Annotated in this window: 31 protein-coding genes; 9 read left to right on the top strand and 22 right to left on the bottom strand. The window is 65.7% G+C overall.

The window, feature by feature from the left end; all coding sequences use genetic code 11:
• The 14 genes from AC1D2L_RS21875 to acnA all read right to left on the bottom strand — a co-directional run bounded on the left by AC1D2L_RS21875 (position 1) and on the right by acnA (position 12643).
• Positions 1 to 759, bottom strand: coding sequence for a DUF1223 domain-containing protein (locus AC1D2L_RS21875; protein ID WP_476848011.1), 759 nt, complete (start codon positions 757 to 759; stop codon positions 1 to 3).
• Between the two features lie 163 nt (positions 760 to 922).
• Positions 923 to 1900, bottom strand: a complete 978-nt coding sequence (locus AC1D2L_RS21870; RefSeq protein ID WP_476848010.1) for a lipid A biosynthesis lauroyl acyltransferase — start codon at positions 1898 to 1900, stop codon at positions 923 to 925.
• Positions 1901 to 2024: 124 nt separating this feature from the next.
• Positions 2025 to 2360, bottom strand: coding sequence for a hypothetical protein (locus tag AC1D2L_RS21865; RefSeq protein WP_476848009.1), 336 nt, complete (start codon positions 2358 to 2360; stop codon positions 2025 to 2027).
• A 43-nt stretch (positions 2361 to 2403) separates the two neighbouring features.
• A complete protein-coding gene (locus AC1D2L_RS21860; protein WP_476848008.1) occupies positions 2404 to 3102 on the bottom strand; it encodes a hypothetical protein in 699 nt (232 codons plus the stop codon).
• A gap of 6 nt (positions 3103 to 3108) precedes the next feature.
• Positions 3109 to 3753 (bottom strand): hypothetical protein, encoded by a 645-nt coding sequence (locus AC1D2L_RS21855; RefSeq protein ID WP_476848007.1) that lies wholly within the window; start codon positions 3751 to 3753, stop codon positions 3109 to 3111.
• 92 nt (positions 3754 to 3845) lie between these two features.
• On the bottom strand, positions 3846 to 4868 hold the full coding sequence (locus AC1D2L_RS21850) for a zinc-binding dehydrogenase (RefSeq protein WP_476848006.1): 1023 nt from the start codon (positions 4866 to 4868) through the stop codon (positions 3846 to 3848).
• Between the two features lie 16 nt (positions 4869 to 4884).
• Positions 4885 to 5169: a type II toxin-antitoxin system RelE/ParE family toxin gene (locus AC1D2L_RS21845; protein ID WP_476848005.1), complete on the bottom strand. Its 285-nt coding sequence runs from the start codon at positions 5167 to 5169 to the stop codon at positions 4885 to 4887.
• A complete protein-coding gene (locus AC1D2L_RS21840; protein WP_476848004.1) occupies positions 5166 to 5417 on the bottom strand; it encodes a CopG family ribbon-helix-helix protein in 252 nt (83 codons plus the stop codon). Before AC1D2L_RS21840 ends, AC1D2L_RS21845 begins: the two co-directional genes overlap by 4 nt.
• A 181-nt stretch (positions 5418 to 5598) precedes the next feature.
• A complete protein-coding gene (locus AC1D2L_RS21835; RefSeq protein WP_476848003.1) occupies positions 5599 to 6345 on the bottom strand; it encodes an SDR family oxidoreductase in 747 nt (248 codons plus the stop codon).
• Positions 6342 to 7625, bottom strand: a complete 1284-nt coding sequence (locus AC1D2L_RS21830; RefSeq protein WP_476848002.1) for a beta-ketoacyl-ACP synthase — start codon at positions 7623 to 7625, stop codon at positions 6342 to 6344. Before AC1D2L_RS21830 ends, AC1D2L_RS21835 begins: the two co-directional genes overlap by 4 nt.
• Before the next feature lie 10 nt (positions 7626 to 7635).
• On the bottom strand, positions 7636 to 8766 hold the full coding sequence (locus tag AC1D2L_RS21825; protein WP_476848001.1) for a beta-ketoacyl-ACP synthase: 1131 nt from the start codon (positions 8764 to 8766) through the stop codon (positions 7636 to 7638).
• The gene (locus AC1D2L_RS21820; RefSeq protein WP_476848000.1) at positions 8763 to 9233 is read right to left on the bottom strand and encodes a 3-hydroxyacyl-ACP dehydratase FabZ family protein; all 471 of its coding nucleotides are present in this window, start codon (positions 9231 to 9233) and stop codon (positions 8763 to 8765) included. Before AC1D2L_RS21820 ends, AC1D2L_RS21825 begins: the two co-directional genes overlap by 4 nt.
• 191 nt (positions 9234 to 9424) lie before the next feature.
• Entirely contained in the window at positions 9425 to 9706 is a 282-nt protein-coding gene (locus AC1D2L_RS21815; RefSeq protein ID WP_476847999.1) for an acyl carrier protein, read from the bottom strand.
• A gap of 237 nt (positions 9707 to 9943) precedes the next feature.
• Positions 9944 to 12643, bottom strand: a complete 2700-nt coding sequence (gene acnA, locus AC1D2L_RS21810) for an aconitate hydratase AcnA (protein WP_476847998.1) — start codon at positions 12641 to 12643, stop codon at positions 9944 to 9946.
• A gap of 240 nt (positions 12644 to 12883) precedes the next feature.
• Here acnA and ccmA point away from each other — a divergent pair, with 240 nt between their 5' ends.
• On the top strand, positions 12884 to 13483 hold the full coding sequence (ccmA, locus tag AC1D2L_RS21805) for a heme ABC exporter ATP-binding protein CcmA (protein WP_476848084.1): 600 nt from the start codon (positions 12884 to 12886) through the stop codon (positions 13481 to 13483).
• Positions 13480 to 14145: a heme exporter protein CcmB gene (gene ccmB / locus AC1D2L_RS21800; RefSeq protein ID WP_476847997.1), complete on the top strand. Its 666-nt coding sequence runs from the start codon at positions 13480 to 13482 to the stop codon at positions 14143 to 14145. The genes ccmA and ccmB overlap by 4 nt, the downstream gene beginning before the upstream one ends.
• Positions 14146 to 14153: 8 nt before the next feature.
• On the opposite strand, the gene AC1D2L_RS21795 is transcribed toward ccmB, so the two are convergent.
• Positions 14154 to 14393, bottom strand: coding sequence for a hypothetical protein (locus AC1D2L_RS21795; protein WP_476847996.1), 240 nt, complete (start codon positions 14391 to 14393; stop codon positions 14154 to 14156).
• A 228-nt stretch (positions 14394 to 14621) separates the two neighbouring features.
• Between AC1D2L_RS21795 and AC1D2L_RS21790 the strand changes: the two genes are divergently transcribed.
• The 4 genes from AC1D2L_RS21790 (at position 14622) to AC1D2L_RS21775 (ending at position 16528) form a co-directional block, all read left to right on the top strand.
• Positions 14622 to 14864: a hypothetical protein gene (locus AC1D2L_RS21790; RefSeq protein ID WP_476848083.1), complete on the top strand. Its 243-nt coding sequence runs from the start codon at positions 14622 to 14624 to the stop codon at positions 14862 to 14864.
• Positions 14865 to 14986: 122 nt separating this feature from the next.
• The gene (locus AC1D2L_RS21785) at positions 14987 to 15748 is read left to right on the top strand and encodes a heme ABC transporter permease (RefSeq protein ID WP_476847995.1); all 762 of its coding nucleotides are present in this window, start codon (positions 14987 to 14989) and stop codon (positions 15746 to 15748) included.
• A gap of 13 nt (positions 15749 to 15761) precedes the next feature.
• The gene (gene ccmD, locus AC1D2L_RS21780; protein ID WP_476847994.1) at positions 15762 to 15932 is read left to right on the top strand and encodes a heme exporter protein CcmD; all 171 of its coding nucleotides are present in this window, start codon (positions 15762 to 15764) and stop codon (positions 15930 to 15932) included.
• Positions 15929 to 16528, top strand: a complete 600-nt coding sequence (locus AC1D2L_RS21775; RefSeq protein ID WP_476847993.1) for a DsbE family thiol:disulfide interchange protein — start codon at positions 15929 to 15931, stop codon at positions 16526 to 16528. Before ccmD ends, AC1D2L_RS21775 begins: the two co-directional genes overlap by 4 nt.
• On the opposite strand, the gene purQ is transcribed toward AC1D2L_RS21775, so the two are convergent.
• The 4 genes from purQ to purC all read right to left on the bottom strand — a co-directional run bounded on the left by purQ (position 16529) and on the right by purC (position 18993).
• Positions 16529 to 17224, bottom strand: coding sequence for a phosphoribosylformylglycinamidine synthase subunit PurQ (gene purQ, locus AC1D2L_RS21770; RefSeq protein ID WP_476847992.1), 696 nt, complete (start codon positions 17222 to 17224; stop codon positions 16529 to 16531).
• A gap of 4 nt (positions 17225 to 17228) precedes the next feature.
• Entirely contained in the window at positions 17229 to 17471 is a 243-nt protein-coding gene (purS, locus tag AC1D2L_RS21765) for a phosphoribosylformylglycinamidine synthase subunit PurS (RefSeq protein WP_476847991.1), read from the bottom strand.
• A gap of 81 nt (positions 17472 to 17552) precedes the next feature.
• Complete coding sequence (locus AC1D2L_RS21760) at positions 17553 to 18182, bottom strand: hypothetical protein (protein ID WP_476847990.1); 630 nt, start codon at positions 18180 to 18182, stop codon at positions 17553 to 17555.
• A 16-nt stretch (positions 18183 to 18198) separates the two neighbouring features.
• Positions 18199 to 18993, bottom strand: coding sequence for a phosphoribosylaminoimidazolesuccinocarboxamide synthase (gene purC / locus AC1D2L_RS21755; protein ID WP_476847989.1), 795 nt, complete (start codon positions 18991 to 18993; stop codon positions 18199 to 18201).
• 318 nt (positions 18994 to 19311) lie between these two features.
• Here purC and AC1D2L_RS21750 point away from each other — a divergent pair, with 318 nt between their 5' ends.
• Together AC1D2L_RS21750 and AC1D2L_RS21745 are read left to right on the top strand one after the other, a co-directional pair.
• Positions 19312 to 19635: a DUF1476 domain-containing protein gene (locus AC1D2L_RS21750; protein ID WP_476847988.1), complete on the top strand. Its 324-nt coding sequence runs from the start codon at positions 19312 to 19314 to the stop codon at positions 19633 to 19635.
• A gap of 157 nt (positions 19636 to 19792) precedes the next feature.
• Positions 19793 to 20572, top strand: coding sequence for an HpcH/HpaI aldolase family protein (locus tag AC1D2L_RS21745; protein WP_476847987.1), 780 nt, complete (start codon positions 19793 to 19795; stop codon positions 20570 to 20572).
• Positions 20573 to 20580: 8 nt separating this feature from the next.
• On the opposite strand, the gene AC1D2L_RS21740 is transcribed toward AC1D2L_RS21745, so the two are convergent.
• Positions 20581 to 21222, bottom strand: coding sequence for a DNA-3-methyladenine glycosylase family protein (locus AC1D2L_RS21740; RefSeq protein WP_476847986.1), 642 nt, complete (start codon positions 21220 to 21222; stop codon positions 20581 to 20583).
• A 111-nt stretch (positions 21223 to 21333) separates the two neighbouring features.
• Between AC1D2L_RS21740 and gluQRS the strand changes: the two genes are divergently transcribed.
• The gene (gene gluQRS, locus AC1D2L_RS21735; RefSeq protein WP_476847985.1) at positions 21334 to 22230 is read left to right on the top strand and encodes a tRNA glutamyl-Q(34) synthetase GluQRS; all 897 of its coding nucleotides are present in this window, start codon (positions 21334 to 21336) and stop codon (positions 22228 to 22230) included.
• On the opposite strand, the gene AC1D2L_RS21730 is transcribed toward gluQRS, so the two are convergent.
• Together AC1D2L_RS21730 and AC1D2L_RS21725 are read right to left on the bottom strand one after the other, a co-directional pair.
• On the bottom strand, positions 22231 to 23148 hold the full coding sequence (locus tag AC1D2L_RS21730) for an AEC family transporter (protein ID WP_476847984.1): 918 nt from the start codon (positions 23146 to 23148) through the stop codon (positions 22231 to 22233).
• A 113-nt stretch (positions 23149 to 23261) separates the two neighbouring features.
• On the bottom strand, positions 23262 to 25295 hold the full coding sequence (locus AC1D2L_RS21725; RefSeq protein WP_476847983.1) for a peptidoglycan DD-metalloendopeptidase family protein: 2034 nt from the start codon (positions 25293 to 25295) through the stop codon (positions 23262 to 23264).
• Between the last annotated feature and the right edge of the window lie 670 nt (positions 25296 to 25965).

Here is a 25965-nt window from a genome sequence, read left to right as displayed (position 1 = left end):
TCAGCGCGAGCCGCGCGCGACGCCCAGGATTTCGCCTGGCAGCATGCCGTACTGGCCGGGCTTCTCGGTCTGGACGATGACGACGTAGCTGTCGGCCTCGGGCGCCTTCGTCGCTGTCAGCGGGGCGGTGACGGTCGCGGTGCTGCCGTCCCACTCGCCAACGCGGACCAGACCGCGCACGACATTGGCGTAGGAAATCGTCTTGCCCTGATTCTCGCCGCGCGCGATGGGCACCGTGACCATGCGCGTGATCGGTAGGACCCAGACACTGGCGGCCTTCGCGCCGGGCGTGCCTGTCGGCGCCAGCCGGATACGCAGGGCTCCTGCCTCCTCCTGAAGCGAGACGTTGGCTGCGAACTTCGCCGCCGGGTGTTCGCTGACCGCCCGCTGGATCTCGCCGCGCTCCGAGCCGATCACATGCGTGACGCCGTTGACCACGGCCTGCGGGGTGTAGACCTGCCCGTCGCCGCGCGCCTTCGAATACAGCTTCTGGCGCTTGGCGAAGCTGTCCTTGCCGAGCGTGTCCTTCCAGCCGAGATAATCCCAATAAGTCACGGGCAGGGTCAGCGCGACGAGATCGGGGCTCTTGCTGAGTTCGACCATCAGGGCATCGGCCGGCGGGCAGGACGAGCAGCCCTGGCTGGTGAAAAGCTCGATCACCGCCTTGGGCTGGGTCTTGTCGGACACCTGCGCAGAGGCCATCGCGCCGCCGAGAAACACGGCGAGCGAGGTCAGGAGAAGGCGGGCAGGAAGGACCATGTCTTGAACTCGGCGAGGCATCAGGACGGTTCCAGCTGCATCAGATCAGATTCGCCCTAAGATTTGGTATGGGCGTATCGACTGCCGCAGGCCGGCATCCCTGCGCCTTGGGGGCGCGCGATGCGTGACCATAACAAAGCGCGCATTCATTCTCACAGGGAAATCACGTTGCCTTGAAAATGGGCTTCATCGCGGTGGCGTGATCGGCTCGTGCCGCGGATGCCTTGATCATGTTCGGGCGCCAGCGCCGGTGCATCCAGAGCCACTGCTCGGGATGCTCGCGGACCCAGCCTTCGACGACCGCCGTCATCATGGCCATGGCGCCCTGCACGTCGATCTCGCCGGCAGCGTCACGCGGGAGATCGAGCGGCGGCGTGAGTTCCAGGCGGAAGCGCTGGTTCGGCAACCGGATGACGCGCACGCCATGGACGGGACAGTCGAAGCGGCGGGCGAACTTGCCCATGATCGGGTTGGTCAGCGCCGGCCGGCCCATGAACGGAACCACGACGCCGCGCGTAAAATGCTGGTCGATCAGCATGCCGAGATGGCCGTTGCGCTCGAGCACGCCCTGCATGGCGAAGGCGGCGCCCTGCTTGGCGGCGGCGAGCCCGCCCATCGCACCGGAGCGGATCTCGTAGACGACGCTGGCGATGGCGGGGTCGTTGGGGGCGCGGAAGACGGCCGTGGTGTCGAGATCATAGGCCGCCGCGCAGATCGCCGGCAGCTCCCAATTGGCGAGATGCGCTGAGAAGATCAGGCCGGGCTTCTCGTCGTCCTTGAGCGCGATGAAGTGCTCGATTCCGGAGACCTCGACGCGCGAGGGCTTGTCGGGATTGAGGTAGTCGTAGTCGAACAGCGTCTTCAGATGGGCGTATTCGGCGGCGGTGCGGCCGAGATTTTCCCAGGCGCCACGTGCGATCCTGCGCACCTCGGGCTCGTCCATGTCCGGGAAGGCTTCACGGATATTGGCCAGCGCGACGCGGTTGACGGGGATCAAGGGGCTGGCGCTGCGCAGGAGCCAGCCGCCGAGATCGCTGGCACGTTCCGCCCCGAGCAGGCGCAGGAAGCCGAACAGGGCCCGGATCACGCCGATCATCACGGCAGCGCCGGCGCGTGCGGCAATGGCTTTCAATCGTCTCAAGATGGCCTTGACCCCAGGCGCGCCCGTCATTGCAGCGTTCTCGGGCAAGATCAGGCGACTTGCGGCAGGAAGCCCGCCCCGTCAAGTTTTTCCGGGGCGCAGCAGGTCTTGCCAGCGGCGTTTCCTAGTTTCGAGCATAGATGCCGAGCGTACCCAGCGGCGTCGGAATGCTTTCGATCAGGCTGTACCAACGCTCGAACTCCGCCCCAAACGGATTCAATGGGTCGAAATAAGGATCCTTATAAATCAGTACGATAGCGGGACGGTTATTGTAATCTGCGTAAAACCGCTCGGTCGCTTCAAGCCCCGCAACCTGACCATTGCGCATCAGGGGAAATGTCGTGAGCATCTTCGTTCGGGCGGGCGTGACCTGAATCAGTCCGGGGATGCGGGCAATGACCGCGATTGTCGGTTCAGCGACCAGCAACGGATTGACGCGCGCGCGAATGATGTCGAGCACGGCCAAGTCTGCAGGGCGCGCCCAGATTCCCGCATAGAAGCCGCTATCGATTTTCTGGCGAGGCGGCCCGGGAAGTTCGCCGTAGTGGGTCCCGAGCGTCGTCACCAGCATTGCTGCAATGCACGCCAGCGAAGCGATGCGCTGACTCAGCCCGTACGGAGCACGGGTTTTGCACCAGTGCGAGGGTGGCGGCCGGCAGAAGTCCCACGCAACTGTTGTAGATCGAATTGTACGCAGAGAGCGTGGTTGCGATGCCGGCGGCGAGCGAGGTTGCGTAGAGTATCGCGACAATACGTCCGCGAGTGTCCGCACCTGGGCCCAATCCCGCGAGCAGCCCGATGCCGCTCATGGCCATCAGAGTGATGACATCGTGCGACTTCGAAAAAAGTGCTGGCGGAAAAGCACAGCTCGCTAAAGCCAGCAACCCGATCGAGCATGTCACGATCCAGTCGGGCAGTCTCGGGCGCATGATCCCGATCAGGATGGACGCCGCAGCGAGTATGGCGAAGGCCGGGTGATCGCGGAGGATTCCGAGCGAGAAGTCGAGTTTGCGATCGACCCCATTGGCATCGTTGATCTGCGTGAGATAGACCGCGCTCTGCCAGAGCTTGCCGGGTGTGAGACTGTACACAGTCGCTGCCAGTGATGCGGCAGATGCTCCTATCGCGATGAGCAGGAAAGAGGCGCGTCCGAGGTCGTAGATCAGCGCGAAGACGCCCAGTGTCCCGATCGCCAGCACCAAGGATGGTTAGGCAACCAGCGCAACTGCACAGCCCGCAGCCGCGATAGCAGCCCATACCGCGCGGGCGGCCGATGTCGACGCCAAAAAGCTGCAGCCATATCCCGCCAGTGCAACAACGCTGCCCTGCAGGCCAAGGGTATTATAGGACGGCGCGGGAAGGCCGAACGGTACGAAGGCAAGGACAATTGCCGGGACGAACGGCGCAAGGCCTGGCTCTCCCAGCCTGCGAAGGAAAAGCAGCCATGCCGCGCTGGCCGATAATGCGCCGAGCAGGAAGAGCGCCCGCAGGAAAAGCGCCATGCCGTCGCTGGAACCCGTAAGCACGACAAAGAGCTTTGCGGCCGGATAAACGATCAGCGCGGCTGTCTGGTGCACCGTCGAAAGGGGACTGGAAGCGATCGAGCCTTTCAGCCAATCGTCGATGAAACCCGCGTAGTAGGCTTCATCGGACAGGTCGAGGCCAAGGGGGAGGCGCCAGAGAATGGCCGCAGCTACCGCCGCCAGAACGACCCAGCCCGCGACGTCGAGCCCCGTGCCGCGGGACACATCACTGGACGTGCGATTGCGGGAACGATCCCCCTCCTCGAGGGAGACCGGCGGACGGGACTGAACGTGCTCGCGCATGGAAATCGGTGCTGTTCCGGCCGGCATCCCGCCATCTATGCGCGGGCTCTGAAAATGAGGACGTCCATCGCGCTTCCATCCCCCGACCGGATCGGCACGAGCGGCCGCGCGAGGTCTTGCTACAGCGTGACCACGACCTTGCCGAAGACCTTGCGGCCCTCGAGCCGGGCCAGGCCCTTTTCGAATTCCTCGAGCGGGAAGACCGAATCGATCACCGGCTTCATGCCTCCGGCCATCTTCTCCAGCGACTGCGCGATGTTCTCGATGCGGCAACCGAAGGAGCCCATGATGCGATATTGCTGCTGGAAGAGCTGCATAAGGTTCATCGTGGTCGAGGCTCCGGAGGTCGCGCCGCAGGTCACGAGTCGGCCGCCGCGCTTCAGGCAGAGCAGCGAGCCGTTCCAGGTATCGGCACCGACATGCTCGAAGACGACGTCGACGCCCTTGCGCTTGGTGAGCTGGCGAACCTCGCCCTCGAAGCGCTCGGTTTTGTAGTTGACCACGAAATCGGCACCGAGCGCCTTGGCCTTGGCGCCCTTCTCGTCGTCGCCGACCGTGGTGTAGACGGTGCAGCCGATCGCCTTGGCCATCAGGATAGCGGCCGTGCCGATGCCCGATCCTCCGGCATGGACCAGGACTGATTCGCCTGGTTCCAGCTTGGCATTGTCGAACAGCATGTGCTGGACGGTGCCAAACCCGATCGGTGCGCAGGCCGCCTCCTCGAAGGATACGCCCGGCGGGGCCTTGATCACGAGGCGCGCCGACTTGTTGATGAGTTCGCGCGCAAAGCCGTCGATATGGAAGCCCATAATGCCGGCGACGTTCTCGCAGAGATTGTCGCGGCCCTCGAGGCAGGCCTTGCAATGCCCGCAGGTCTCGGCGCCATAGGCGGTGACGGTGTCGCCGACTTTGAGGTTCGTCACGCCCTCGCCGACGCAGACGATCTCGCCAGCCGCCTCGACGCCTGCCGCCTGCGGCATCTTGCGCCTGGCGAAGGCCATGCCGCGAAAGCCCCAGACGTCGAGATAGTTCAGCCCGACCGCGCGGATGCGGATCTGAACCTCGCCGGCTGCGGGCGGCTGCGGCGGCTCGATCTCTTCGAGACGGAGATCACGGTCGCCATGGAGCTGAAGTGAACGCATTGGACAGTTTCGTCTTTCAGAGTGCGTCCGGCCATCCGCGCGAGGCGTGAAGCGCGGCCAGGATTTCGAGGCGTCCATCGCGGACGCGGTAGGGCAGAATATAGTTGGTTCCAAAGACGACGAGCTCACGCGTGTCTTCGACCCGGCCAGGCCGACCTATGGCGGGGTGATCGGCCAGCGCCTTGGCTGAATGTCGAAGCCTCCGCGCCAGCGCAAGCGCCGCGGTCGGATTGAAATCAGCGATATAGTGGCCGATTTCGCGTAGATCGTCTTTGGCGCGAGGTGTCCAAATCAGCTTCATCGGGCGGCATCAATGCGTGCCTGCAACTCGGCTTCGATCTCGTCGAGTTCTTCCTCGGTCGCGAACTCCCCACGATCGGCCTGGGCAATGCCCTCCTTGATCTTGGCAATCTGCCAGGCGTTGAGCTCGACATAGCTCTCGATCGCCTTGGCCGCGATCCAGCTGCGCGAGCGGTCTGTATCGGCGGCCAGCGCATCAAGCTTGGCCAGCATGTCGTCGTCGAGGCGGATGGTGAAAGCTGCTGTCATCACATGGGCTCCCTCGGCGGTGCGCTTCGGTTCGCTATGAACCTAACACGGTAGGGGCCGAGACGTCACGATCGGGTTGGATCCGTCCGTCATTGCGAGCGAAGCGAAGCAATCCAGAACAGCGTAGAGCCCTGCAAGCCTGGATGGCTTCGCCTACGCCCGCAATGACGAGCAACACCGATCAGCGATGCACGCCCAGCTGCGCGGTTACGCCGCCATCGATCGGGATCACGGTGCCGGTGATGTAGGCGGCGGGCTCGCTCATCAGGAAGGCGGCGAGGCCGGCGACCTCTTCCGGCTTCGCGAAGCGGCCGGCCGGGATCTGGGCCTGCATCTTGTCGCGATAGGCGGCATAGGGCGCCATCATGTCGGTGTCGACAAAACCCGGTGCGATCACGTTGACGGTGACACCGCGCTTGCCGGTCTCGACCGCGAGCGTGTTGGCATAGGAGACCAGCGCGCCCTTGGAGGCGGCATAGGCGGCATTTCCGGGGTTGCCGCGCAGCGCCGCGACCGAGCCGATGGCCACGATCCGGCCGGAGCGGGCGCGGATCATGGCGCGCATCAGGCTCTTGGCGAGGCGGGTGAAGGCCCAGAAATTGACCTGCATCGCGGCTTCCGCCTTGTCCTGCACCATCATCGCGGCGAGCGAATCATAGGGCTGGCCGGCATTGTGGATCAGGCCGAAATAGCCTTCGCCCTCGCGGTCCTCGCAGAAGGCGTCGAGCGCGACCTTGTCGGCAAGGTCGAGCGGCAGCGCGGCTATGCGTCGCTCGGGGTAAGCAGTCGAGATCTCGGCTGCCAGCGCCAGAGCCTGCTCGGCCGAGGAACGATAGGTGAAATCGACGTCATGCCCGGCTGCGGCCAGCGCGCGCACGATTGCTGCACCGACGCCCTTGGCGCCGCCTGTCACGAGAATCCGGGTCATCCGCGGGCGGGCTCCGCTGTCAGGACGAGCGAGGTGTTCTGGCCGCCGAATCCGAAGGAATTTGAAATTACCGTCCGGACATGGGCCTCCCGGGCGACATTGGGCACCACGTCGAGAACGATCGCGGGGTCGGGGGTGGCATAGTTGATCGTCGGCGGCAGGCGGCCATTGGCGATGGTGAGGAAGGAGATCACGGCCTCGATCGCGCCGGCGGCGGTGAGGGTGTGGCCGATCATCGACTTGTTGGACGAGATCGGCAGCGACGCCATGCGCTCGCCGAAGACGGCGGTGCAGCTCATCGCTTCCATCTTGTCGTTCTCGGGCGTCGAGGTGCCGTGCGCATTGATGTAGTCGACATCCTCGGGCTTCAGGCCGGCATCGGCGAGCGCGTCCTGCATCGCCAGTATGGCGGGCTTGCCGTCGGGGCTTGAGCGCGTGCGGTGAAAGCCGTCGCCGCGTTCGCCGCAGCCTGCGACAACGCCCAGGATGGTCGCGCCACGCGCCAACGCGTGATCATAATCCTCGAGCACCAGCGCGCCCGCGCCTTCGCCCATGATGAAGCCGTCACGATTCTTCGAGAACGGTTTGGCGGCCGCCTCGGGGACCTCGTTCTGGGTCGAAAGTGCCGAGAGCAACGAGAAACGGATCAGCGCCTCGGCATGAACCGAGCCGTCGGTGCCGATGCAGAGCGCGCTCTGGGTATCGCCACGGCGGATCGCCTCGACACCCATCTGGATTGCCGTCGCGCCCGAGGAACAGGCGGTCGAGAGCGAGATCGGCGAACCCTTGGTGCCGAACTTTTCCGCGATGTGGTCGGCGACGGCGCCGAACAGGAAGAGCTCGTGCATCGGTTTGAATTTTTGGGAGGCGGCGGCGCGCAGCAGGCCGTCATAGTCGACGGTACCCTCCAGCGTCTGCGCCAGCTCCTGCTTCTGGGGCCACTCCATCTCGACGGGGGGAACCGCCATGAAGAGCTCGCCCGGGAAATCGCCTGGCTCACCCAGGCCGCTCTGCGTGAGCGCCTCCTGCCCGGCGAGCGTCGCGAGCTTTTCAGAGAGCTCCGGGGCCGTGACCTCGCCATCGAACAGGAAGTCGACGGTGCCGGCGATGCTGGTGCGCAGGCCCTCGGTCGGGAAGCGCTCGATGCGGTGGATGCCGGATTTGCCTGATGTCAGTGCATCCCAGTTCACCTGCTTGCCCTGGCCGAGCGAGGTGACGATGCCCAGGCCGGTGACGGCGACGATCGGGCGGCCCTTCGAGTCGCGATGGGGTGTGCTCATCGGTCGTTCCTCACGCTTTCACCAGCCGGGCCGCGCCCTCGCCGCGCCAATGGCCGGCGCCGGTGACGATGGCTTCGCCGGCCTGTCCGGCCGAGATCGCCGCTGCCGCGAGGGCGACCGCAACGGGAAAGGCTGCCTCGACCGCGTGGCCTACGAGATCTCCAGCGGCGACGCGGCGTGCTTCGGGCAGGCTCGCCAGGGCGGCCGCTTCTTCAGCGGTGATTCCGGCGACGCCGGTCGAAGCTGAAATCGCCAGTGCGCCGGCTGAGACCGGCGCGAAGCCCGAGATCAGGCCGCGCAGCGCGGTTTCGACCGTGCCGGGCTGACGCTTCGAGCGCGTCGCGCCGACATGGCTGAGCTTGGCATAGGCCTTTGCGCTACGGGCTGCGGCGCGCTCCGCCGATTCGAGCACCAGGAACGCGCCGGCGCTGCCGGTGATCGCGCCGGGTCCGTCCTCGCGGGCGAAGACGGGGGCGAAGTCGCCCTTGCGGAGATAACCGCCGAGCTCGAACAGCAGCAGCATGTCGCGGCGCTCGGCGTTGTAGGCGCCGCCGACCAGCATGACATCGGCCTGTCCGGCCGCGATGCGGGCATGGGCCGTGCGGATCGCGTCGACGCCGGCCTGCTCCTCGCCCATGAAGGTGCGCGAGGCACCGGTGATGCCGTGGACGATGCCGATATTGCCAGCGAGGAGATTGGAGAGCTGAGCCAGGAACAGCGTCGGGCGCAGATCGCCCATCAGCCGCTCGTTCAGGAAGGAGCCCGGCGTGTTGCCGCCGCGCAGATCGGTCAGGATGGCGCCATCGACGGCATGGTCACGCTCGCCGCCGCCAGCGGCGACGATGACCTGAAGGGCACTCTTGGCCTCGACATCATCCTTCAATCCGGCGGCATCGAGCGCCAGCCCGGCAGTGTAGACGCCGAGGCGCTGCCACGGCTCCATCTGGCGCTGATCCGATTTCTTCGGGATCTGGCGGTCCAGCTCGAGCGGCTTCAGCGGGTGAATGGGATAGGGCGCGAAGCTCTTGGCATCGACCGCGGGCGCGGCGTCGCCGGCCACGGCCTGCGCATGGACATCCACGCCCTCGCCGAGGCTCGATGCTATCCCGATCCCGGTGATGACGACGTCGCGCTTGATCATCGGGCAGGCTCCGGCTTCAGACCGATGGCGGCGATGCGACCTTCCATCAGCGCGCGCATGTCGGCGGGAAAGGGCATCAGGCGGAAGCGCAGCTCGGCGTCGCAGATCGGCTTGCCGGCAATCGTGATCTTCGCCTTGGTGGCGGCGTAGCCGGATCCCTCGATGACGAGCTCGGCTGTGATGTCGAGGACGGCGTCGGGCTCGACGAAGGTGCGGAAACGCGCCTTGTCGACCGTCATCAGGAAGGGCATCTGCGTGAGCCCGTTGAGGCCGAGCAGGAGATAACCGGAGGCCTGCGCCATGGTTTCGGTGAGCAGGACGCCGGGGACCAGCGGGTGGCCCGGGAAATGACCCTCGAAGACGGGGCTGGCCGTCGCGGCGGGTACGGTCGAGCGGGTGGTGATGCGTTTTTGCGAAGGTTCGAACGCGACCACGGTGTCGATCATGTCGAAATATTCGAGGCGCATGCGCTTCCGATCATCAATGACGCGGCGCTGGATGAAGCGGAGCGCCGGCTATGCTCTACCGGGCGAGTCCGCATGGCTCAAGCGCAGCGACCTCGTCATTGCGAGCGCAGCGAAGCAATCCAGCGTGAAGAGCTCTACGTCTCCTGGATTGCTTCGCTACGCTCGCAATGACGGAAATGGCTACGAGAAGACTACGCCTTCTTGGCGGCGACGAGATCGTCGATGCGCTGGCACAGGTTCTCGAGCACGAAGTACTGCTCTGCCGGCGCCTTGCCTTCGTTGACTTCCTGAGTCCACTGTTCGAGCGGCAGCTTGATGCCGAACGCCTTGTCGATGGCGAAGGCGATGTCGAGGAAGGCCAGCGAATCGATGCCGAGATCGTTGATGGCATGGCTCTCGGGCGTGATTTTTTCGCGAGGAATGTCGCAGGTCTCAGAAATGATTCCGGCGACCGTCTCGAACGTAGCGGACATGCGGGTGCTCCCGTCTTGGATGCGATGGAGGCGGATGACATCCGGGCGCAGAGAATCTCCGCGCCTGCCCCAAGCCCCCCGCCAAGGATGACTGAACCGCCCCCTTACACCCCGGGGCGGGAGAGGACAACTGCGAGCCGTCACGGTCGGCCTTGAGCCGACCGTCTCTCGCAGGAAAGTCTACTGGAAGAAGTTCTCGGGTCTGCGCTTTGCGCAGCCCGAGAAGGATGCTTCGCCTCAGGCGGCGATGCCGCGCAGGACGTATTGCAGGATGCCGGCGTTCTTGAAGTAGTCGATCTCGTCCAGCGTATCGATGCGGCAGAGGATCGGCACCTTCTTCACAGCGCCGTCGGCATAGGTGATCTCGGCGTCGAGCATCTGGCGCGGCTTGACGGTTGCCAGGCCGCGGATGGTGACGCTCTCGTCGCCCTTCAGGTCCAGCGTCGCCCAGCTCGTGCCCTCGGCGAGGGTGAACGGAACCACGCCCATGCCGACCAGGTTCGAGCGGTGGATGCGCTCGAAGCTCTGGGCGATCACGGCCTTGACGCCGAGCAGGCTCGTGCCCTTGGCCGCCCAGTCGCGAGAGGAGCCGTTGCCGTATTCGACGCCGGCGAAGACGACCAGCGGAACCTGCTCCGCCTGGTAGCGCATCGAGGCGTCATAGATCGGCAGCTCTTCCTTGCTGGGATAGTGGATGGTGTAGCCGCCTTCGCGCCCGTTGGGGCCCATCATGTGGTTGCGGATGCGGATATTGGCGAAGGTGCCGCGCATCATCACCTCATGATTGCCGCGACGGGTGCCGTACTGGTTGAAGTCGGCAACCGGCACGCCATGCTCGGACAGATACAGGCCGGCCGGGGACGCCGCCTTGATCGAACCGGCCGGCGAGATGTGGTCGGTGGTGATCTTGTCGCCGAACAGGCCGAGAATGCGCGCGCCGACGATCTCGGTGACCGGCTGCGGCGACCGGCTCATGCCCTGGAAATAGGGCGGGTTCTGCACATAGGTGGAATCGTCGTCCCAGGCATAGGTCTGGCTCTCGGGGGTTTTCACTGCCTGCCAGTGCTCGTCGCCCTTGAAGACGTCGGCATACTTCGCCTCGAAGATCGCGCGGGTGACGTTCTCGCGGATGAAGGTCTGGATCTCCTTGTTGGAGGGCCAGATATCCTTGAGGTAGACGGGCTGGCCGTCCGATCCGGTGCCGAGCGGCTGCGTGGTCAGGTCCATCTGCACGGAGCCCGCGAGCGCATAGGCGACGACCAGCGGCGGCGAGGCGAGGTAGTTCGCCTGCACGTCGGGCGAGACACGGCCCTCGAAGTTGCGGTTGCCCGAGATGACGGCGCCCGCGATCAGGCCCTGCTCGTTGATCGCCTTCGAGATTGGCGCCGGCAGCGGGCCGGAATTGCCGATGCAGGTGGTGCAGCCGAAGCCGACCAGGTTGAAGCCGAGCTTGTCGAGGTCGTCCTGAAGGCCGGCCTTGGCCAGATATTCGGCCACGACCTGCGAGCCGGGAGCCAGCGAGGTCTTGACCCATGGCTTCACGGTCAGGCCCTTGGCGACGGCGTTGCGGGCGAGAAGGCCCGCCGCCATCAGCACCGACGGGTTGGAGGTGTTGGTGCAGGAGGTGATCGCCGCGATGACGACGTCGCCATGGCCGAGATCATAGCTCTTACCCTCCACGGGCACGCGGCGGGCGATCTCGCCGCCCTTCTTGTATTCGGTTGCCATAGCGGACTTGAAGCCGGCTGCGACGCCGTTCAGGTCGATACGGCCTTCCGGGCGCTTGGGGCCGGCCATCGAGGGCTGGACCGAGGAGAGGTCGAGCTCGAGCGTGTCGGTGAAGACCGGGTCGGCCGTCTCGATCGTGGCAAAGAGGCCCTGTGCCTTCGAATAGGCCTCGACGAGCGCGATCCGGTCGGTGCTGCGGCCGGTGGTGTTGAGATAGTCCAGCGTCTCGGCATCGACCGGGAAGAAGCCGCAGGTGGCGCCGTATTCCGGGCCCATGTTCGCGATGGTGGCGCGGTCGGCCAGCGTCAGGTTGTAGAGGCCCGGGCCGAAGAACTCGACGAACTTGCCGACGACGCCCTTCTTGCGCAGCATCTGGGTGACGGTGAGCACGAGGTCGGTGGCGGTGATGCCTTCCTTCAGCGAGCCGTTCAGCTTGAAGCCGATGACTTCCGGCAGCAGCATCGACTGCGGCTGGCCGAGCATGGCCGCCTCGGCCTCGATGCCGCCGACGCCCCAGCCGAGCACGGCCAGGCCGTTGACCATGGTGGTGTGCGAATCAGTGCCGACGACGGTGTCGGGATAGGCCATCTCGACCTCCTGGCCGTCGATGGTCTCCTTGCGGGTCCAGACGGTCTGGGCGAGGTATTCGAGATTGACCTGGTGGCAGATGCCGGTGCCGGGCGGCACGACGCGGAAATTGTCGAAGGCGAGCTGGCCCCATTTCAGGAACTTGTAACGCTCGGCATTGCGCTCGTATTCGAGCTCGACGTTCTGCGAGAGAGCCTTCGGCGTGCCGAATTCGTCGACGATGACCGAATGGTCGATGACAAGGTCGACGGGAACGAGCGGGTTGATCCGGGCCGGGTCGCCGCCGAGCGCCACGACACCATCACGCATCGCGGCGAGGTCGACGACGGCGGGGACGCCGGTGAAGTCCTGCATCAGCACGCGGGCGGGGCGGAAGCCGATTTCCTTGCCGGCGGTGCCCTTGTCGGTCAGCCAACCGACGAAAGCCTCGATGTCGGCCTTGTAGACCGAGCGGCCATCCTCGAAGCGGAGCAGGTTCTCGAGCAGCACCTTCATCGAGAAGGGCAGGTTCGAGATGCCCGGCAGTCCGTTCTGTTCGGCCAGCGGCAGGGAGTAATATTCGTAGGAGCGGTCGCCGACGGTGAGTGTCTGGCGGCATTTGAATGAGTCGAGCGAAGCCATGCGGGCTATCCTGATCAAGGGGTTGCGGTCGCGACCGGTCGCCCTTGCAGGCAGGCCGGATCGAAGGCCTAATGCGCATGACGCGCGCGCCGCCTCGGGAGTGCCCGAGCCCCGCGCCGGATCGGCGTGCGGCGTAGCCAAGGGCTCTATAGAGCAATTCCAAGAAGCGCGCTACATGAACGAAATAGGGTCGGATACGCGGGTGGCGCTGAGGTCTTGAGGCAGTTTTTCTATCCCGATTTGACCCTCAGTGTCGCGAACCTCGCCTGTCGCAGGGGTGGCAGGCTGATTTTCGAGGGGCTGGGCCTGACCTTGCGCAATGGCGAGGCCATCGCGCTGACGGGACGCAACGGCGCCGGCAAGTCGAGCCTGATCGCGATGCTGTGCGGGCGGCTGCGTCCGGAGGCCGGGACGATCCAGGTCGCGGGCTCCGTCGACGAGGCCCCCTTGCGTGAGCTGATCCATCTCGTCGGCCATCGCGACGGCCTGAAGACGGCGCTGACGGCGCGCGACAATCTCGATTTCGCTCAGGCGCTGCTCGGCGAGGCCGCCGCTTCGCCCGATCAGGCGCTTGCCGCGGTCGGCCTGCCGCATGTCGCGGCGCTGCCGGTCGGCTACCTCTCGGCGGGGCAGAGGCGGCGCGTGGCGCTCGCGCGGCTGCTGGTATCACGCCGGCCGTTCTGGCTGCTGGACGAGCCGATGTCGGCGCTGGACGAGGCCGCGCAAGTGATGCTGGTCGGCCTGATGCAGAGCCATCTCGCCCAGGGCGGTGCGATACTCGCCGCGACCCATGGTCCGCTCGGGCTCGATGGCGCGCGCGAACTGAGGATCGGCCTGTGAGCCGCGCCTTCCTCGCGATCCTGAAACGCGATCTCGCACTGGCTGCCCGCGCTGGCGGCGGCGGCGAACTCGCGCTCGTCTTCTTCCTGACGATCGTCGTGCTCGTGCCGTTTGCGCTGGGGCCCGATCTCAACCTTCTGTCGCGGATCGGGCCTGCGATCCTCTGGCTGGGCGCCCTGCTCTCGACGCTACTGGGTCTCGACCGGCTGTTTCAGGGCGATGAGGAGGACGGCTCGCTGGACCTGATCCGGGCTTCGTCGCTGCCGCTGGAACTCGCCGTCCTCGCCAAGGGGCTGGCGCATTGGCTGGTGACGGGCCTGCCGCTGGCGCTGGCTGCGCCGCTCCTGGGCTTGCTGGTGGCGCTGCCCACGGAAGCGATGCTGCCGATTTCCGCGACCCTGCTGGTCGGGACGCCGGCGCTCAGTTTCATCGGGGCCGGCGGGGCTGCCCTGACCGCTGGCTTGCGACGCGGCGGCCTGATCCTGCCGGTTCTTGTCGCACCGCTGACGGTGCCGGTGCTGATTTTCGGGGTTTCCGCGGCCAATAGCGCGTTGGGTGGGACCGTGCCGTTCCTGACACCGTTCCTGATCCTGTGCGCGTTGTCGCTGGGGGCGATCGTGATAGGCACGATCGCTGCCGCCGCCGCCCTGAGGCAGGGTTGAGCCAGCGCTTAGGCGCGGGATTCCGTGGTGTCGGTTCGGGCCTTGCCGAACTCGACGGCGCAGCCGCGCTGGACCGCGAGCTTGGCGATCGATGCCGCGAGATCCTCGATGGTCAGGTCGGCGATGGCGTGCTTGTGCCGGATTTCCGCTGCCGTCTCATAGACATTGACGACCAGCGAACTGCCGAGCTTCGACCGGATGGCCGTCTCGACTTCCCGTTGCGCTTCGTCTGAGAGCTGAATCAGCATGGATTCTCCTTGCATGATGCAAAAGCTAGGGCCTCCATCTTGCGAGCGCAACCGAAATCGTCGTGGAAAATCTAATATATTCAATGTGTTAGTAAGTTGCGGTAATGGCCGATTTGGCGTCGATGGCGCTACTGCCTCAGACAGGGCCAGACACGCACAATGTTGATTTTGCGCCAAGTGAGCTTATATCATCAGTTACTCATTCAACTTCGGGAAGGAGGTGCAGCGATGTCGGCAGAGCTTGAACGCCCTGAGCGCCTTCAGATCATGTTGAATCACAACGAGTTGCGAGCTCTCGAGGATTGGCGCTTCGAGAAGCGCATGCCAAGCCGTGCGGCGGCCGTGCGCGAGTTGCTGCGTCGCGGGCTGGCCGCCGACGGCTTCTCCCTTGCGGGGGAAGGCGCGCGCTCTCAGGATTTCGGCGTCGTAGCCAAGGGTGGCGACGCCCCGGCCTCTTCGGACGAAGCCTGAAGCCACGCTCGGGCGCTGGTGTCGCATGGGCGCAGGCCCGGATTGCCCGGCCAGCGCGAGGTTGTTAAAACGCAGCCCGGCAGCTGTGGGGCGGCCCCGAGACCACAGTTGATCGCGAAGACATGGCAGGCCTGATCGATCTCGCGAATCCGACCCGCTTCATGCGGCTGTCGCTGGTGCTGCTGCCCTGGCTGGCGGGCTTCGCGCTGGCCTTGCTGGCAGTGGGGTTCTATCTCGCCTGGTTCGTCGCCCCGGCCGATTACCAGCAGGGCGAGACCATCCGAATCATGTTCGTGCATGTGCCTGCCGCGTGGCTGGCGATGATGTTCTATTCGATGATGGCGCTCTCGGCGCTGGGAACGCTGGTCTGGCGTCACCCGCTCGCCGACGTCGCCCAAAAGGCGGCCGCGCCGATCGGTGCCGCGTTCGCGCTGGTATGCCTGCTGACGGGCGCCTTCTGGGGCAAGCCGATGTGGGGCACCTATTGGGTCTGGGATGCCAGGCTGACCTCGGTGCTCGTGCTGTTCCTGATCTATCTCGGGATCCTGGCGCTGTGGCGCACGCTCGACGAGCCGACCCAGGCCGGGCGGATGGTCGCCATCCTGACTCTGATCGGTTTCGTCAATGTGCCGATCATCAAATTCTCCGTGGATTGGTGGAACACGCTGCACCAGCCGGCCTCCGTGCTGCGCGCCGGCGGCCCCACGATCCATCCGGCCATGCTCTGGCCGCTGCTTATCCTTGCGCTGGGTTTCACGCTGCTGGCGCTCGCGCTGCATCTCGTGGCGATGCGCAGCGAGATCATGCGGCGGCGCGTGCGGACGCTGACGATCCTCGAAACCGAGCGCCTCGATCGCCTCGCGGCGCAGGGCCAGCCGGCATGATTGGCACCCAGCTATGAGCAGCCTCGGGCCACATGCCGGTTTCATCCTGGCTTCCTATGCCGCCGTCGTCGTGATCCTCGGCGGGCTGATCGCCGCGATCCTGCTCGACCATCGCGCCCAGGCGCGCGCGCTTGCAGCGTTCGAGGAGCGCGGTGCGGGCCGGCGCGCGGGCCGGTCGTCATGAGCGATGCCGAGACCCGCACGGACACGCCGCGGCGCTCGCCGCTCGTCTACCTGATCCCGCTGATCCTGTTTTGTGGACTGGCGCTGGTGTTCGCCGCCGGCCTGTTTTCCGGCGATGCCAGCAAGCTGCCATCGGCCCTGATCGGCAAGCCTGCGCCGCCGATCACGCTCGCCTCGCTGGAGGGGCTGCAGCGCAACGGCCAGCCGGTTCCCGCCTTTGCCATGGCCGATCTCGGCAAGGGGCGCGCCTCAATCGTCAATGTTTTCGCGAGCTGGTGCGCGCCCTGCCGGGTCGAGCATCCGTTCCTGATGGGCATGGCGGAATCGGAAGCCGTGAAGGCCGGCAAGGTTGCGCTGTACGGGCTGAACTACAAGGACGAGGCGCAGAATGCGCGACGCTTCCTCGGTGCACTGGGCAATCCCTATGCCGCCGTCGGAGTCGACCAGGCCGGCCGCGCGGCGATCGAGTGGGGCGTCTATGGCGTCCCCGAGACCTTTGTCATCGCCGGGGACGGACGCATCCTGGAGAAGCATGTCGGGCCGCTCGATGCACAAGCGGCCGGACGTCTGTTGGCGCGAGCGATCGCGGGCCGCTGATCAGGCCGCGCGCTTGGTGCCTAGCAGGCTGTCAAACAGGCCGCGGCCATCGATGCCGCCGGTCAGCCCATCGATCAGGTTCTCGGGATGCGGCATCAGGCCAAGCACGTTGAGCTTGGGCGAATAGATCCCGGCGATGTTGTTCAGCGAGCCGTTGGGATTGGCTGCGGCCGTGACCTGCCCGTCGGCATCGGCATAGCGGAAGGCGACAAGTCCCTCGCCCTCGAGCCGCGCCAGCGTCTCGGCGTCAGCGATGTAGTTGCCCTCGCCATGGGCGATGCAGACATCGATGACCTGGCCCTTGGCATAGGCGCCGGTGAAGGCCGTGTCGGCACGCTCGACCGTGAGATGCTGGCGCTTGCAGACGAATTTCAGGTCGGCATTGCGCACCAGGATGCCCGGCAGGAGCCCGGCCTCGCAGGCGATCTGGAAGCCGTTGCAGATGCCCAACACGTAGCCGCCGCGTTCGGCATGGGCGCGGGTCGCGTCCATGATGTGCGCGCGGCCTGCGATGGCGCCGGTCCGCAGATAGTCGCCATAGGAAAAGCCGCCGGGCAGCACGACGAGGTCGGTTCCGGCCGGCAACGCCGTATCGGCGTGCCAGACATGCGCGACCTCAGCGCCGGCCTGGCGCAAGGCCTTGGCAACGTCGCCCTCGCGGTTGGAGCCGGGAAAGGTGATGACGGCGGCTTTCATCGGCTCAGGCTCCGATCTCGACGCGATAATTCTCGATGACGGTGTTGGCGAGCAGCTTTTCGCAGGCGACCTTCAACGCGGCCTCGGCGGCGGGCTTGTCGGTGCCGTCGAATTCGATGTCGAAGACCTTGCCCTGGCGCACAGAGGCGACGCCGGCGATGTCGAGCGATTTCAGCGCGCCCTCGATGGCCTTGCCCTGCGGGTCGAGCACGCCGGTCTTGAGGGTGACGGTGACGCGGGCTTTCATGGTCTTCTCCGGGGGAATGTCGCGGGTGACTTAACCGCGAATTGTGGCAGGCTCAACCTCTTGCGTGCCGTTTCACGTGAATCAACGGTCTCGCCAGGCGGCACGGGCTTGAGTCCGGGCGGCATCGGGGTCGGTGCTGACACCGATTGCGACGTTCAATGTTGTGCCGGACCGAGCAGACAGGATGGCGGTGACGGCGCGCTTGCCGCTGTCGCCGAGCGCTCGGATCTCGACAAGCAGGCCGTTTGCATCGCCATCCGTGTAGCGAGTGACGCTTGTGGCGCTCTTTGGGGCGTCAGGCCTTGCGGAGCGCGCTGTCGTTTTTGCCGCAGCCTTCGTGCTCGCCTTGTCGGCGGGTGTCGGCGGCTTGGCGAAGTCACGGGCGAGACGGGTGGGGTCGGTTGCCAGGGTGCGCTCCAGCGCATCGGCCTCGCGGCCCTCCAGCGCGATCAGCGCCGCAAAGCCCTGTCTTGTGCAGCTCTCCCGCGGGCAGATCGCCATGGCCTTGGCGGAGAGCCCGTCATTCAGCACCCAATGCCCGATCGGGAGAGGCTGCCAGCCGCGGTCGGCGGCGAGCTCCGCGAAACCGATGCCGAACTGGCTGCTGCATCCTGCCAGTAGCAGAGCCGCACCCGCGAGCGCAGAAACGCGAAAACGGGAGCGCGAGGGCTCCCGTTTCGAGATGTGCGACACGCCGGAGACCGGACTCACGGGAAGCCGATCGGGCTTACTGGACGAGGCGGGGCCCGGCCGGCCCGGCCTTCTCGTTCTCGCCGAGGATGCCGAGGCGCCGCGCGACTTCGGTATAGGCCTCGATGAGCCCGCCCATGTCCCGGCGGAACCGGTCCTTGTCCATCTTGTCCTTCGACTTGATGTCCCAGAGGCGGCAGGAATCGGGGCTGATCTCGTCGGCGACGACGATGCGCATCATGTCGCCTTCCCAGAGACGGCCGCATTCGATCTTGAAATCGACGAGGCGGATGCCGGCACCGAGGAACAGGCCTGACAGGAAGTCATTGACGCGAATGGCGAGCGCCATGATGTCGTCGATCTCCTGGGGCGTGGCCCAGCCGAAGGCGGTGATGTGCTCTTCCGAGACCATCGGGTCGTTCAGCGCGTCGTTCTTGTAATAGAACTCGATGATCGAGCGCGGCAGCTGGGTGCCTTCCTCGAGCCCGAGACGGGTCGAGAGGGAGCCGGCCGCGACATTTCGGACCACGACCTCGAGCGGAATGATCTCCACCTCGCGGATGAGCTGCTCGCGCATGTTCAGCCGGCGGATGAAATGCGTGGGCACGCCGATATCGTTCAGGTTGCTGAAGATGTGCTCGCTGATGCGGTTGTTCAGCACGCCCTTGCCGTCGATCACCTCGTGTTTCTTGGCGTTGAAGGCGGTCGCGTCGTCCTTGAAATGCTGGATCAGCGTACCGGGCTCGGGTCCTTCATAGAGGACCTTCGCCTTGCCTTCGTAGATGCGACGGCGGCGATTCATGGGGATGTACCGTGGCTTGAGGAAATCCAAAACTTAGGCCTTTACTCTGGACGCAGGTTGCCCCGCGGCGGGATCATGGGCCCCTGTTCAGCCGGACTGCGCAATGGCTCGAGCCGTCCGGTCGAAACCGAACCAGCCTAGTCTGCGCTGCCGCCTGGCTCAATGCGATGGAACTCGCGGGAGCTCCGATTGCGCCCGCTATATGGGACTTCTGCACTGCAAACGCAACAAACGCGGGGCGCGCAGGCTGGCCTGATCGGCGATCGCCCCTCTGGTCCTGTGCCATGTGGCGTCTTATATGGCAGGCAGGGCATCGCCTGACCAAACGCCAAGAGGACGAAACATCGCATGACGACCTTCGATCAGCGCAAGGATGCCTTCGAGCACAAGTTCGCCCATGACGAGGAGCTGCGCTTCAAGGCGACGGCCCGGCGCAACAAGCTTTTGGGCCTGTGGGCCGCGGAAAAGCTCGGCAAGAGCGGCGCTGAGGCCGATGCCTATGCCAAGTCTGTCGTCGTCGCCGATTTCGAGGAAGCGGGAGACGAGGACGTGGTGCGCAAGGTCAAGTCCGACTTCGCGGCCGGCAGCGTCGGCGTCGACGATGCCGAGATCCGCCGGGTGATGACCGAACTGCTCGTCCGGGCGGCCGAGGAAATCCAGGCCGGCCGCTGAGCCCGGCTTGGCGCCGCGCTCGCTTTCGCCGAGTAGCGAACGCAGGTCGTGATTGAAACGGGCGCATGGGCGCCCGTTTGCATTTCCGGCCCGGCATAGTCCAATTACGCGACCCGCCGATTTCCCAAGAGCGGGCCTTGAACGGATGAACGCTGCCATGGCCAAATCGACAATCCTGTCCTCCCTCGCCGACCGTCTCGCCAAGGGTGACACGATCCTGTCTGCCTGGTGCGGCATCGACGATGCCAGCGTCGGCGCGACCCTGGCCCAGGAGGCTTTCGACGCCGTCACCCTCGACATGCAGCACGGCCCGATCCAGCTCGGCACCGTCATCCGCGCGATCCCGCTGATCAACGCGGCGGGCAAGCCTGCCCTGGCTCGCATCCCCGTCGGCGAGTTCCAGAACGTCTCGCGCCTGTTCGACGCCGGCGTCTCGGGCGTGATCGCGCCGATGATCAACACCATGGCCGACGCAAAGACGTTTGCGGCCTATTCGAAGTTTCCGCCGATGGGCGAGCGCAGCTGGGGCAGCTATGGCGGCCTCGCAAATTCCGGCCTCGACCAGAACGGCTATCTCAAGGAAGCCAACCGCTTCTCGATGTCGTTCGCGATGATCGAGACCCGCGAGGCCATGGCGATCCTCGACGACATCCTGGCGCTCGACGGCATCGACGCCGTGTTCATCGGTCCCTCCGACCTGTCGATCGCGCTGTCGGACGGCGCGAAGGTCGATGCCGCCTCGCCTGCGGTCGATGAGGCGATTGCTCACATCATCGCGCGCGCCTCGGCGGTGAACAAGCCGGTCGCGATCTACGCCGGGACCGCCGAACGCGCCAAGGCATTCGTCGGCATGGGCGCAAAGATGGTGACGGTGATGAGCGATACCGGCCTGCTGCGCGCCGGAACGCAGGCCGCGCTCAAGACGATACGCGGCTGAAGGCCGCCTCAGGCGTCGATGCCCTCGCGCGATTTCAGGACCGCGTAATAGGCCCAGAGCAGCCTTGCCGCCACGCCGCGCCAAGGCCGCCAGGCCTCCGCCATGGCGAGGAGTTCGGCTGCCTTCGGTCGCGCGTCGAGGCCGAAGGCGACCTTCGCCGCCTCCTGGATCGCAAGATCGCCGGCGGCGAAACCGTCGCGGTGGCCAAGGCAGAACAGCAGATAGATGTCGGCGGTCCAGGGACCGATCCCCGAGACCGTCGTCATATGCCGATGGATGTGGTCCGCCTCGGCCTCCTCCAGCCCGCCAAGATCGAGGCTGCCCTCATGGATGGCGGCGGCGATGGCGCGGATGCTGCGCTGCTTGGGACGCGACAGGCCCGCCAGCCGCATCTCCTCATCGGTCGAGGCCAGGATGCGCTCCGGCGTCAGCGGCGTGAACACCGTCTCGACGCGGGCCAAGATCGCCCGGGCGCTGGCGACGGAGACCTGCTGCGCCACGATGATACCGAGCAGGCCGGCAAAGCCGCCCTCGCGCCGGCGCAGCGGCGGCAGCCCGGTCTTCGCGATGATATCGGTCCAGATCGGGTGAAGGTCGCGCAGCGCGGCCATGCCCGCTTCGAGATCGGCGTTGCTGGTGATTCTGGTCATCGTGCCCTTAGAAAACCCACGCTTGCGACGGGCCGTGTCAGCAGCAAAACGGACCGCTCGAGCCCTCGCCATTAAGCTCGGCGCGGCCGCGACTCATGATAGAGGGTGGCGATGAAAACGTCCCTCCCCGCCAGCGGTCAGCCGCTGTTCCGCTTCGCGCCAAGCCCCAACGGCCTCCTTCATCTCGGCCACGCCCTTTCGGCGCTGACCAATCAACGCAGTGCCGCCGAGATCGGCGGTCGGTTGCTGCTGCGCATCGAGGATATCGATCCCACGCGCTGCACGCCGGAATTCGAGCAGGCGATCCATGACGACCTAGCCTGGCTGGGCCTGCGTTTCGATGGCGCGGTCAGGCGGCAATCCGAGCATCTTGCCGACTACGCCTCGGCATTGGGCAATCTGCAGAAGCGCGGACTGGTCTATCCCTGCTTCTGTTCGCGCCAGCAGGTGAAGCAGGCGCTTTYGGCCCGCGAGGCTGTGACGGGAACACGCCAGGCGGTCGACCCCGACGGCGCACCGCTTTACCCCGGCACCTGCAAGGAGCTGGATGCCGCGCAGACCAGTCAGCGCGTCGCGCGCGGCCTGCCGCATGTCTGGCGCCTGGACATGACCAGGGCCGTGGCGGAGCTCGGCTGCCCCGTAACCTACCCGGTATGCGACGCAGCCGGCGACGACACGCTGGTCACGGCCCAGCCCGAGCGCTGGGGCGATGTCGTCGTGGCCCGCAAGGAGACCCCGACGAGCTACCATCTGTCCGTCGTGGTCGACGATGCCTTGCAGGGCGTCAGCCATGTTGTGCGCGGCCGCGATCTCGAGGCGGCGACCGACATCCATGTCGTGCTGCAGCAGCTTCTCGGCCTGCCGACGCCGCGCTATCAGTTTCACGCGCTTCTGCTTGATGAGACCGGCCAGAAGCTGGCGAAAAGCCGGATGTCGGAAAGCCTCGCCGATATGAGGGCGCGCGGTGTCACAGCCACTGACGTCCGGGCGAAGCTGGGCTTTGCCTGATCAGCCGACGCCGAGAAAGGTCAGCCAGGCGGCGGTGGTGAAAAGCGACATCATCGTCGACAGCGCGATGGCGCTCGAGGCGTCGGCGACGCCCTGCCGGTAGCGCTCGGCAAAGAGATAGGCGTTGATCCCGCAGGGGCAGGCGGCAAACAGCACCGCCACGCCGGACCAATGTGCCGGCATCTCGAAAACCTTGGTCGCCAGCACATAGACGATCAGCGGATGCAGCCCGAGCTTCAGCCCGCTCAGGATAGCGGGCAGGGCGAAGCCAGCCTCGACGCCATAACGGCGCAGCGCGATGCCGAGGCTGATCAGGGCGCAGGGCACGGCGGCACCGGCGAGCAGGTCGATCACGGTCCAGAGCGGGTCTGGCAGAACGCCGATGAAAGGCCGCGCGGCCGAGCCCAACAGGATGCCGATGATGATCGGATGCGTGAACAGACGCTTCACCAGCATGGCGAGCGAGGTCGAGCGTCCCTCGGCCAGCACGGTCGCAATGGTCATCGTCACCGGAAGATGTACCGCAAGCAGCAGGCCGAGCGGCACCGCGCCGGCCTCACCATAGGCCTTCAGGATCATCGGCACGCCGACAAAGACGGTGTTGGACTGCGCGGCGGCAAATCCCGAGACGACGAGCTCAGGGCCGTTGCGCGCAAACAGGCGGCTCGCAAACAGCATCGCCAGCGCCCAGACGATGGCGAGGCCCGCGAAATAGGCGATCCAGTAACCCCAGGGCTGGACGGCCGGGATCTCGGCCTTGGCCAGCGTCCTGAACAACAGGCAGGGCACCGCGAGCACGAAGACGAAATCGGAAAGTCCCTCGCCGGTGGTCTCGCGCACAAGCCGGGTCCAGCGCGCGACATAGCCGAGCCCGATCAGGCTGAAGACGGGTAGAACGACAAGAAGGGAGGCAAGCATGGGGTCGCGAACTCAGGAGGGCTGAAGGGCTGTGACGCCCGCTCTTGCAAATCCGATGCCTAAGTCACGCGCTGGACGCAATCGCAATCGCCATCCAAGCGCGCGTTATGCGTCTAGCGCATTTGCGCTACCGAGCCACCGGCCTTGGCGATGAGTCCCTGGATCTCGTTGCGCTGGCGCTTGAACTCGGCAAGCGCACCGCCGTCGAGCTCGCGACCGCGCGGCACGCGGATCTTCATCGGGTTCACGAAATTGTCGTTGACCTTCACCTCGTAGTGCAGGTGAGGACCGGTCGAGAGGCCGGTGTTGCCGAGATAGCCGATGACCTGGCCCTGCCGGACGCGAGCGCCCGGCACGATGCCATTGGCGAAGTTCGACTGGTGCGAATAGGTCGTGACGTAACCGTTGGCGTGCTGGATCTCGGTGTGTTTGCCATAGCCGGAGGACCAGCCGGCCTTGAGCACAGTGCCGTTTCCGGCGGCCAGGATCGGCGTGCCGATGCGGTTAGACCAGTCGACACCGGTATGCATCTTCGAATAGCGCATGATCGGGTGGTAGCGCATGCCGAACCCCGAGCGCAGCTCGCCATCGGCGATCGGCTTGCGCAGCAGGAACTTCTTCAGCGAACGCCCCTCCTCGTCGAAATACTCGATCAGCCCGTCATCGGGCGCCTGGTAGCGATAGACCCGCCGGGTTTCGCCGCCGACCGTCAGCGAGGCCGAAAGGATCTCCGCACGCTCGCCCTCGTCCTCTTCGGTGAAGGTCACCTCGAGCGAATCGCCGCCGCGCACGCGCTGCTGGAAGTCGAGGTCATAGGAGAAGATCCGGATGAGCTCGTCGATCAGCGGGCGCGGCATCTCATGGCGCATGCCGGTCTCGTACAGGCTCTCATAGAGCCGCGCGCCGGTGCCTCCGGTATCGTCATCGTCATCGTCGTCGGTGTTGCCCGCCTTGCGCTGGGGCCGTTGCGGACCGACGAGATCCTGTCCCGGAAGGGCCACGGAGACGAACGCGCCGGCGTCGTTGATCGCGACGATGCCGTCGGGCTGTCCGTTGGTCAGGAAGGCGACGCGGACGACCTGGCGGGGATCGTTGGGGCGAGGACCCGGCGCATAGAGGATCTGCAGCACCTGGCCATCGGGCAGCGAGGCGATCCGGACCTTGCCGGAGAAGGCCTGGATCATGCCGCGGATCTGCTCGGGGCTGGCGCCAGCGCCCCGCATGACCTGTTCGAAATTCTCGCCACGCTTGGCGATCACCAGCTTGTCCTCGACGAGCGGCTCGCGCGAGGCGGGGATCGGCGTCTTGGGCGCGTTGGTGACGTTCTCGGGCACGACGCGCACCTCGATCCCGGAAAAGCGCGTATCGGTGGAGGGCGCATAGCCCAGGATGTCGCCCGTGGGCTGGGCCGCACCGTTGAGGGTGCGGCTCAGCATCAGCTGTGGCGGAATAGGCAGAGGGCGCTGGCGCCCTGCGGCGGCGAGGTTGGCGCGCTCCTCCTCGATCTGGGTGATCACCTCGGCATCGCCGAGCAGCGCCTTGCCGGCGGGGATGACGATGTCGGCCAGGCTGCGCTTGACGATGGTGACGTCGGCGTCCGGCATCTCGGCGACCGGTTCGGCATAACGCTCCGAGGGCTCGCTCCCCTCCGAGAACAGCCGCAGCGGGTTGAAGGCCGGAATATTGGTCGCGTAGGTACCGGTCGTCAGCGAGAGATTGGACGCCAGCCGAACGAAGGGGCGCACCCGGATGACCTCGCGCGCGCCGATGCGCTGGGACATCGGTGCGCGAAGTGCCTGCCGCGCCGCCATCACCGGCTGGTCGGAGATCAGCTTGTCGCCCTTGCGCGCGCCGTCGCCGGAGCCCGCACCCGAGGAAGCCCGCACGGTCACGGTCTCTGGCTGCTCGGCAATATTGGCATCGCCGCGCATCGCCACGAGGATTGCTGCACCCAGCAGGGCTGCCCCGCAGGATCCCACCAGCATGCAGGCGAAGAGCCAGCGCAGCGAGACGCCCCGGCGATCCTGGACGGCCTGCGTGGCGCCATCGGGCTGGATCGGCGGCTCGATCCCGAGATCGACCAGCAAAGCCGCTGCCTCGGGGGCGAGCGGCTCGGCGGGCAGGTTGAACTCGGGGTGGGCGTTCATCGTCGGGTGTCTTGGTCCGTCTGTCTACAAGCCGTGAAAAACGGGTTCGACGCCTGCGCGCGAGCCGCTTTCGGAAATGTCCGGCCCGCAGGGCCTGCGGACCATGCCCGCCTCACAGGGCGGAATCAATCTCACTCGCGCCGTGTGAATGCTTTTGTGAGCCGATTGCGGCTGTTTGCGGGCATCGTCGCGCACGCGCGCGAACGCTTAAGCACCGGGGACCGGATTTCGCGGGCCCGCGGGTAAAAACGAGGGGCCTGTCAGAAAAACGTCGCGAAGCGTGTTGACATGTTCGGGGTCCGTCGCCTATATACGCCACATCAGGACGGCAGCGCCGCTGGCGCCGCCGCCTACCGCTTCATGAGAATTCAGGGCTTGCCGCCGACCAGTTCGGTGTGCAAGGTCGTCTCGTCGAAGACATGCTGTTTGAAAATTGAAGACAGAAAGAGAAACGTGGACGGCGATGTTCTTGCGGTTCCGGTCTAAGGACTGGGACAAGAGAACTTCGGTGTGCTGCGTTTTACAAGAGCCATCGCTGGTTACTTGGGTTTCGGCCTGGGTGATCAAGCAATGACTCCGTCAATACGCAGTGACTGCCGGAACAAGCTCAAGATACAATCTGAGAGTTTGATCCTGGCTCAGAGCGAACGCTGGCGGCAGGCTTAACACA

It is taken from the genome of Allobosea sp. P1_B10 (assembly GCF_056406735.1).
The sequence above is the reverse complement of the archived record's forward strand: the minus strand, read 5'-3'. Positions and strand labels throughout refer to the sequence as shown.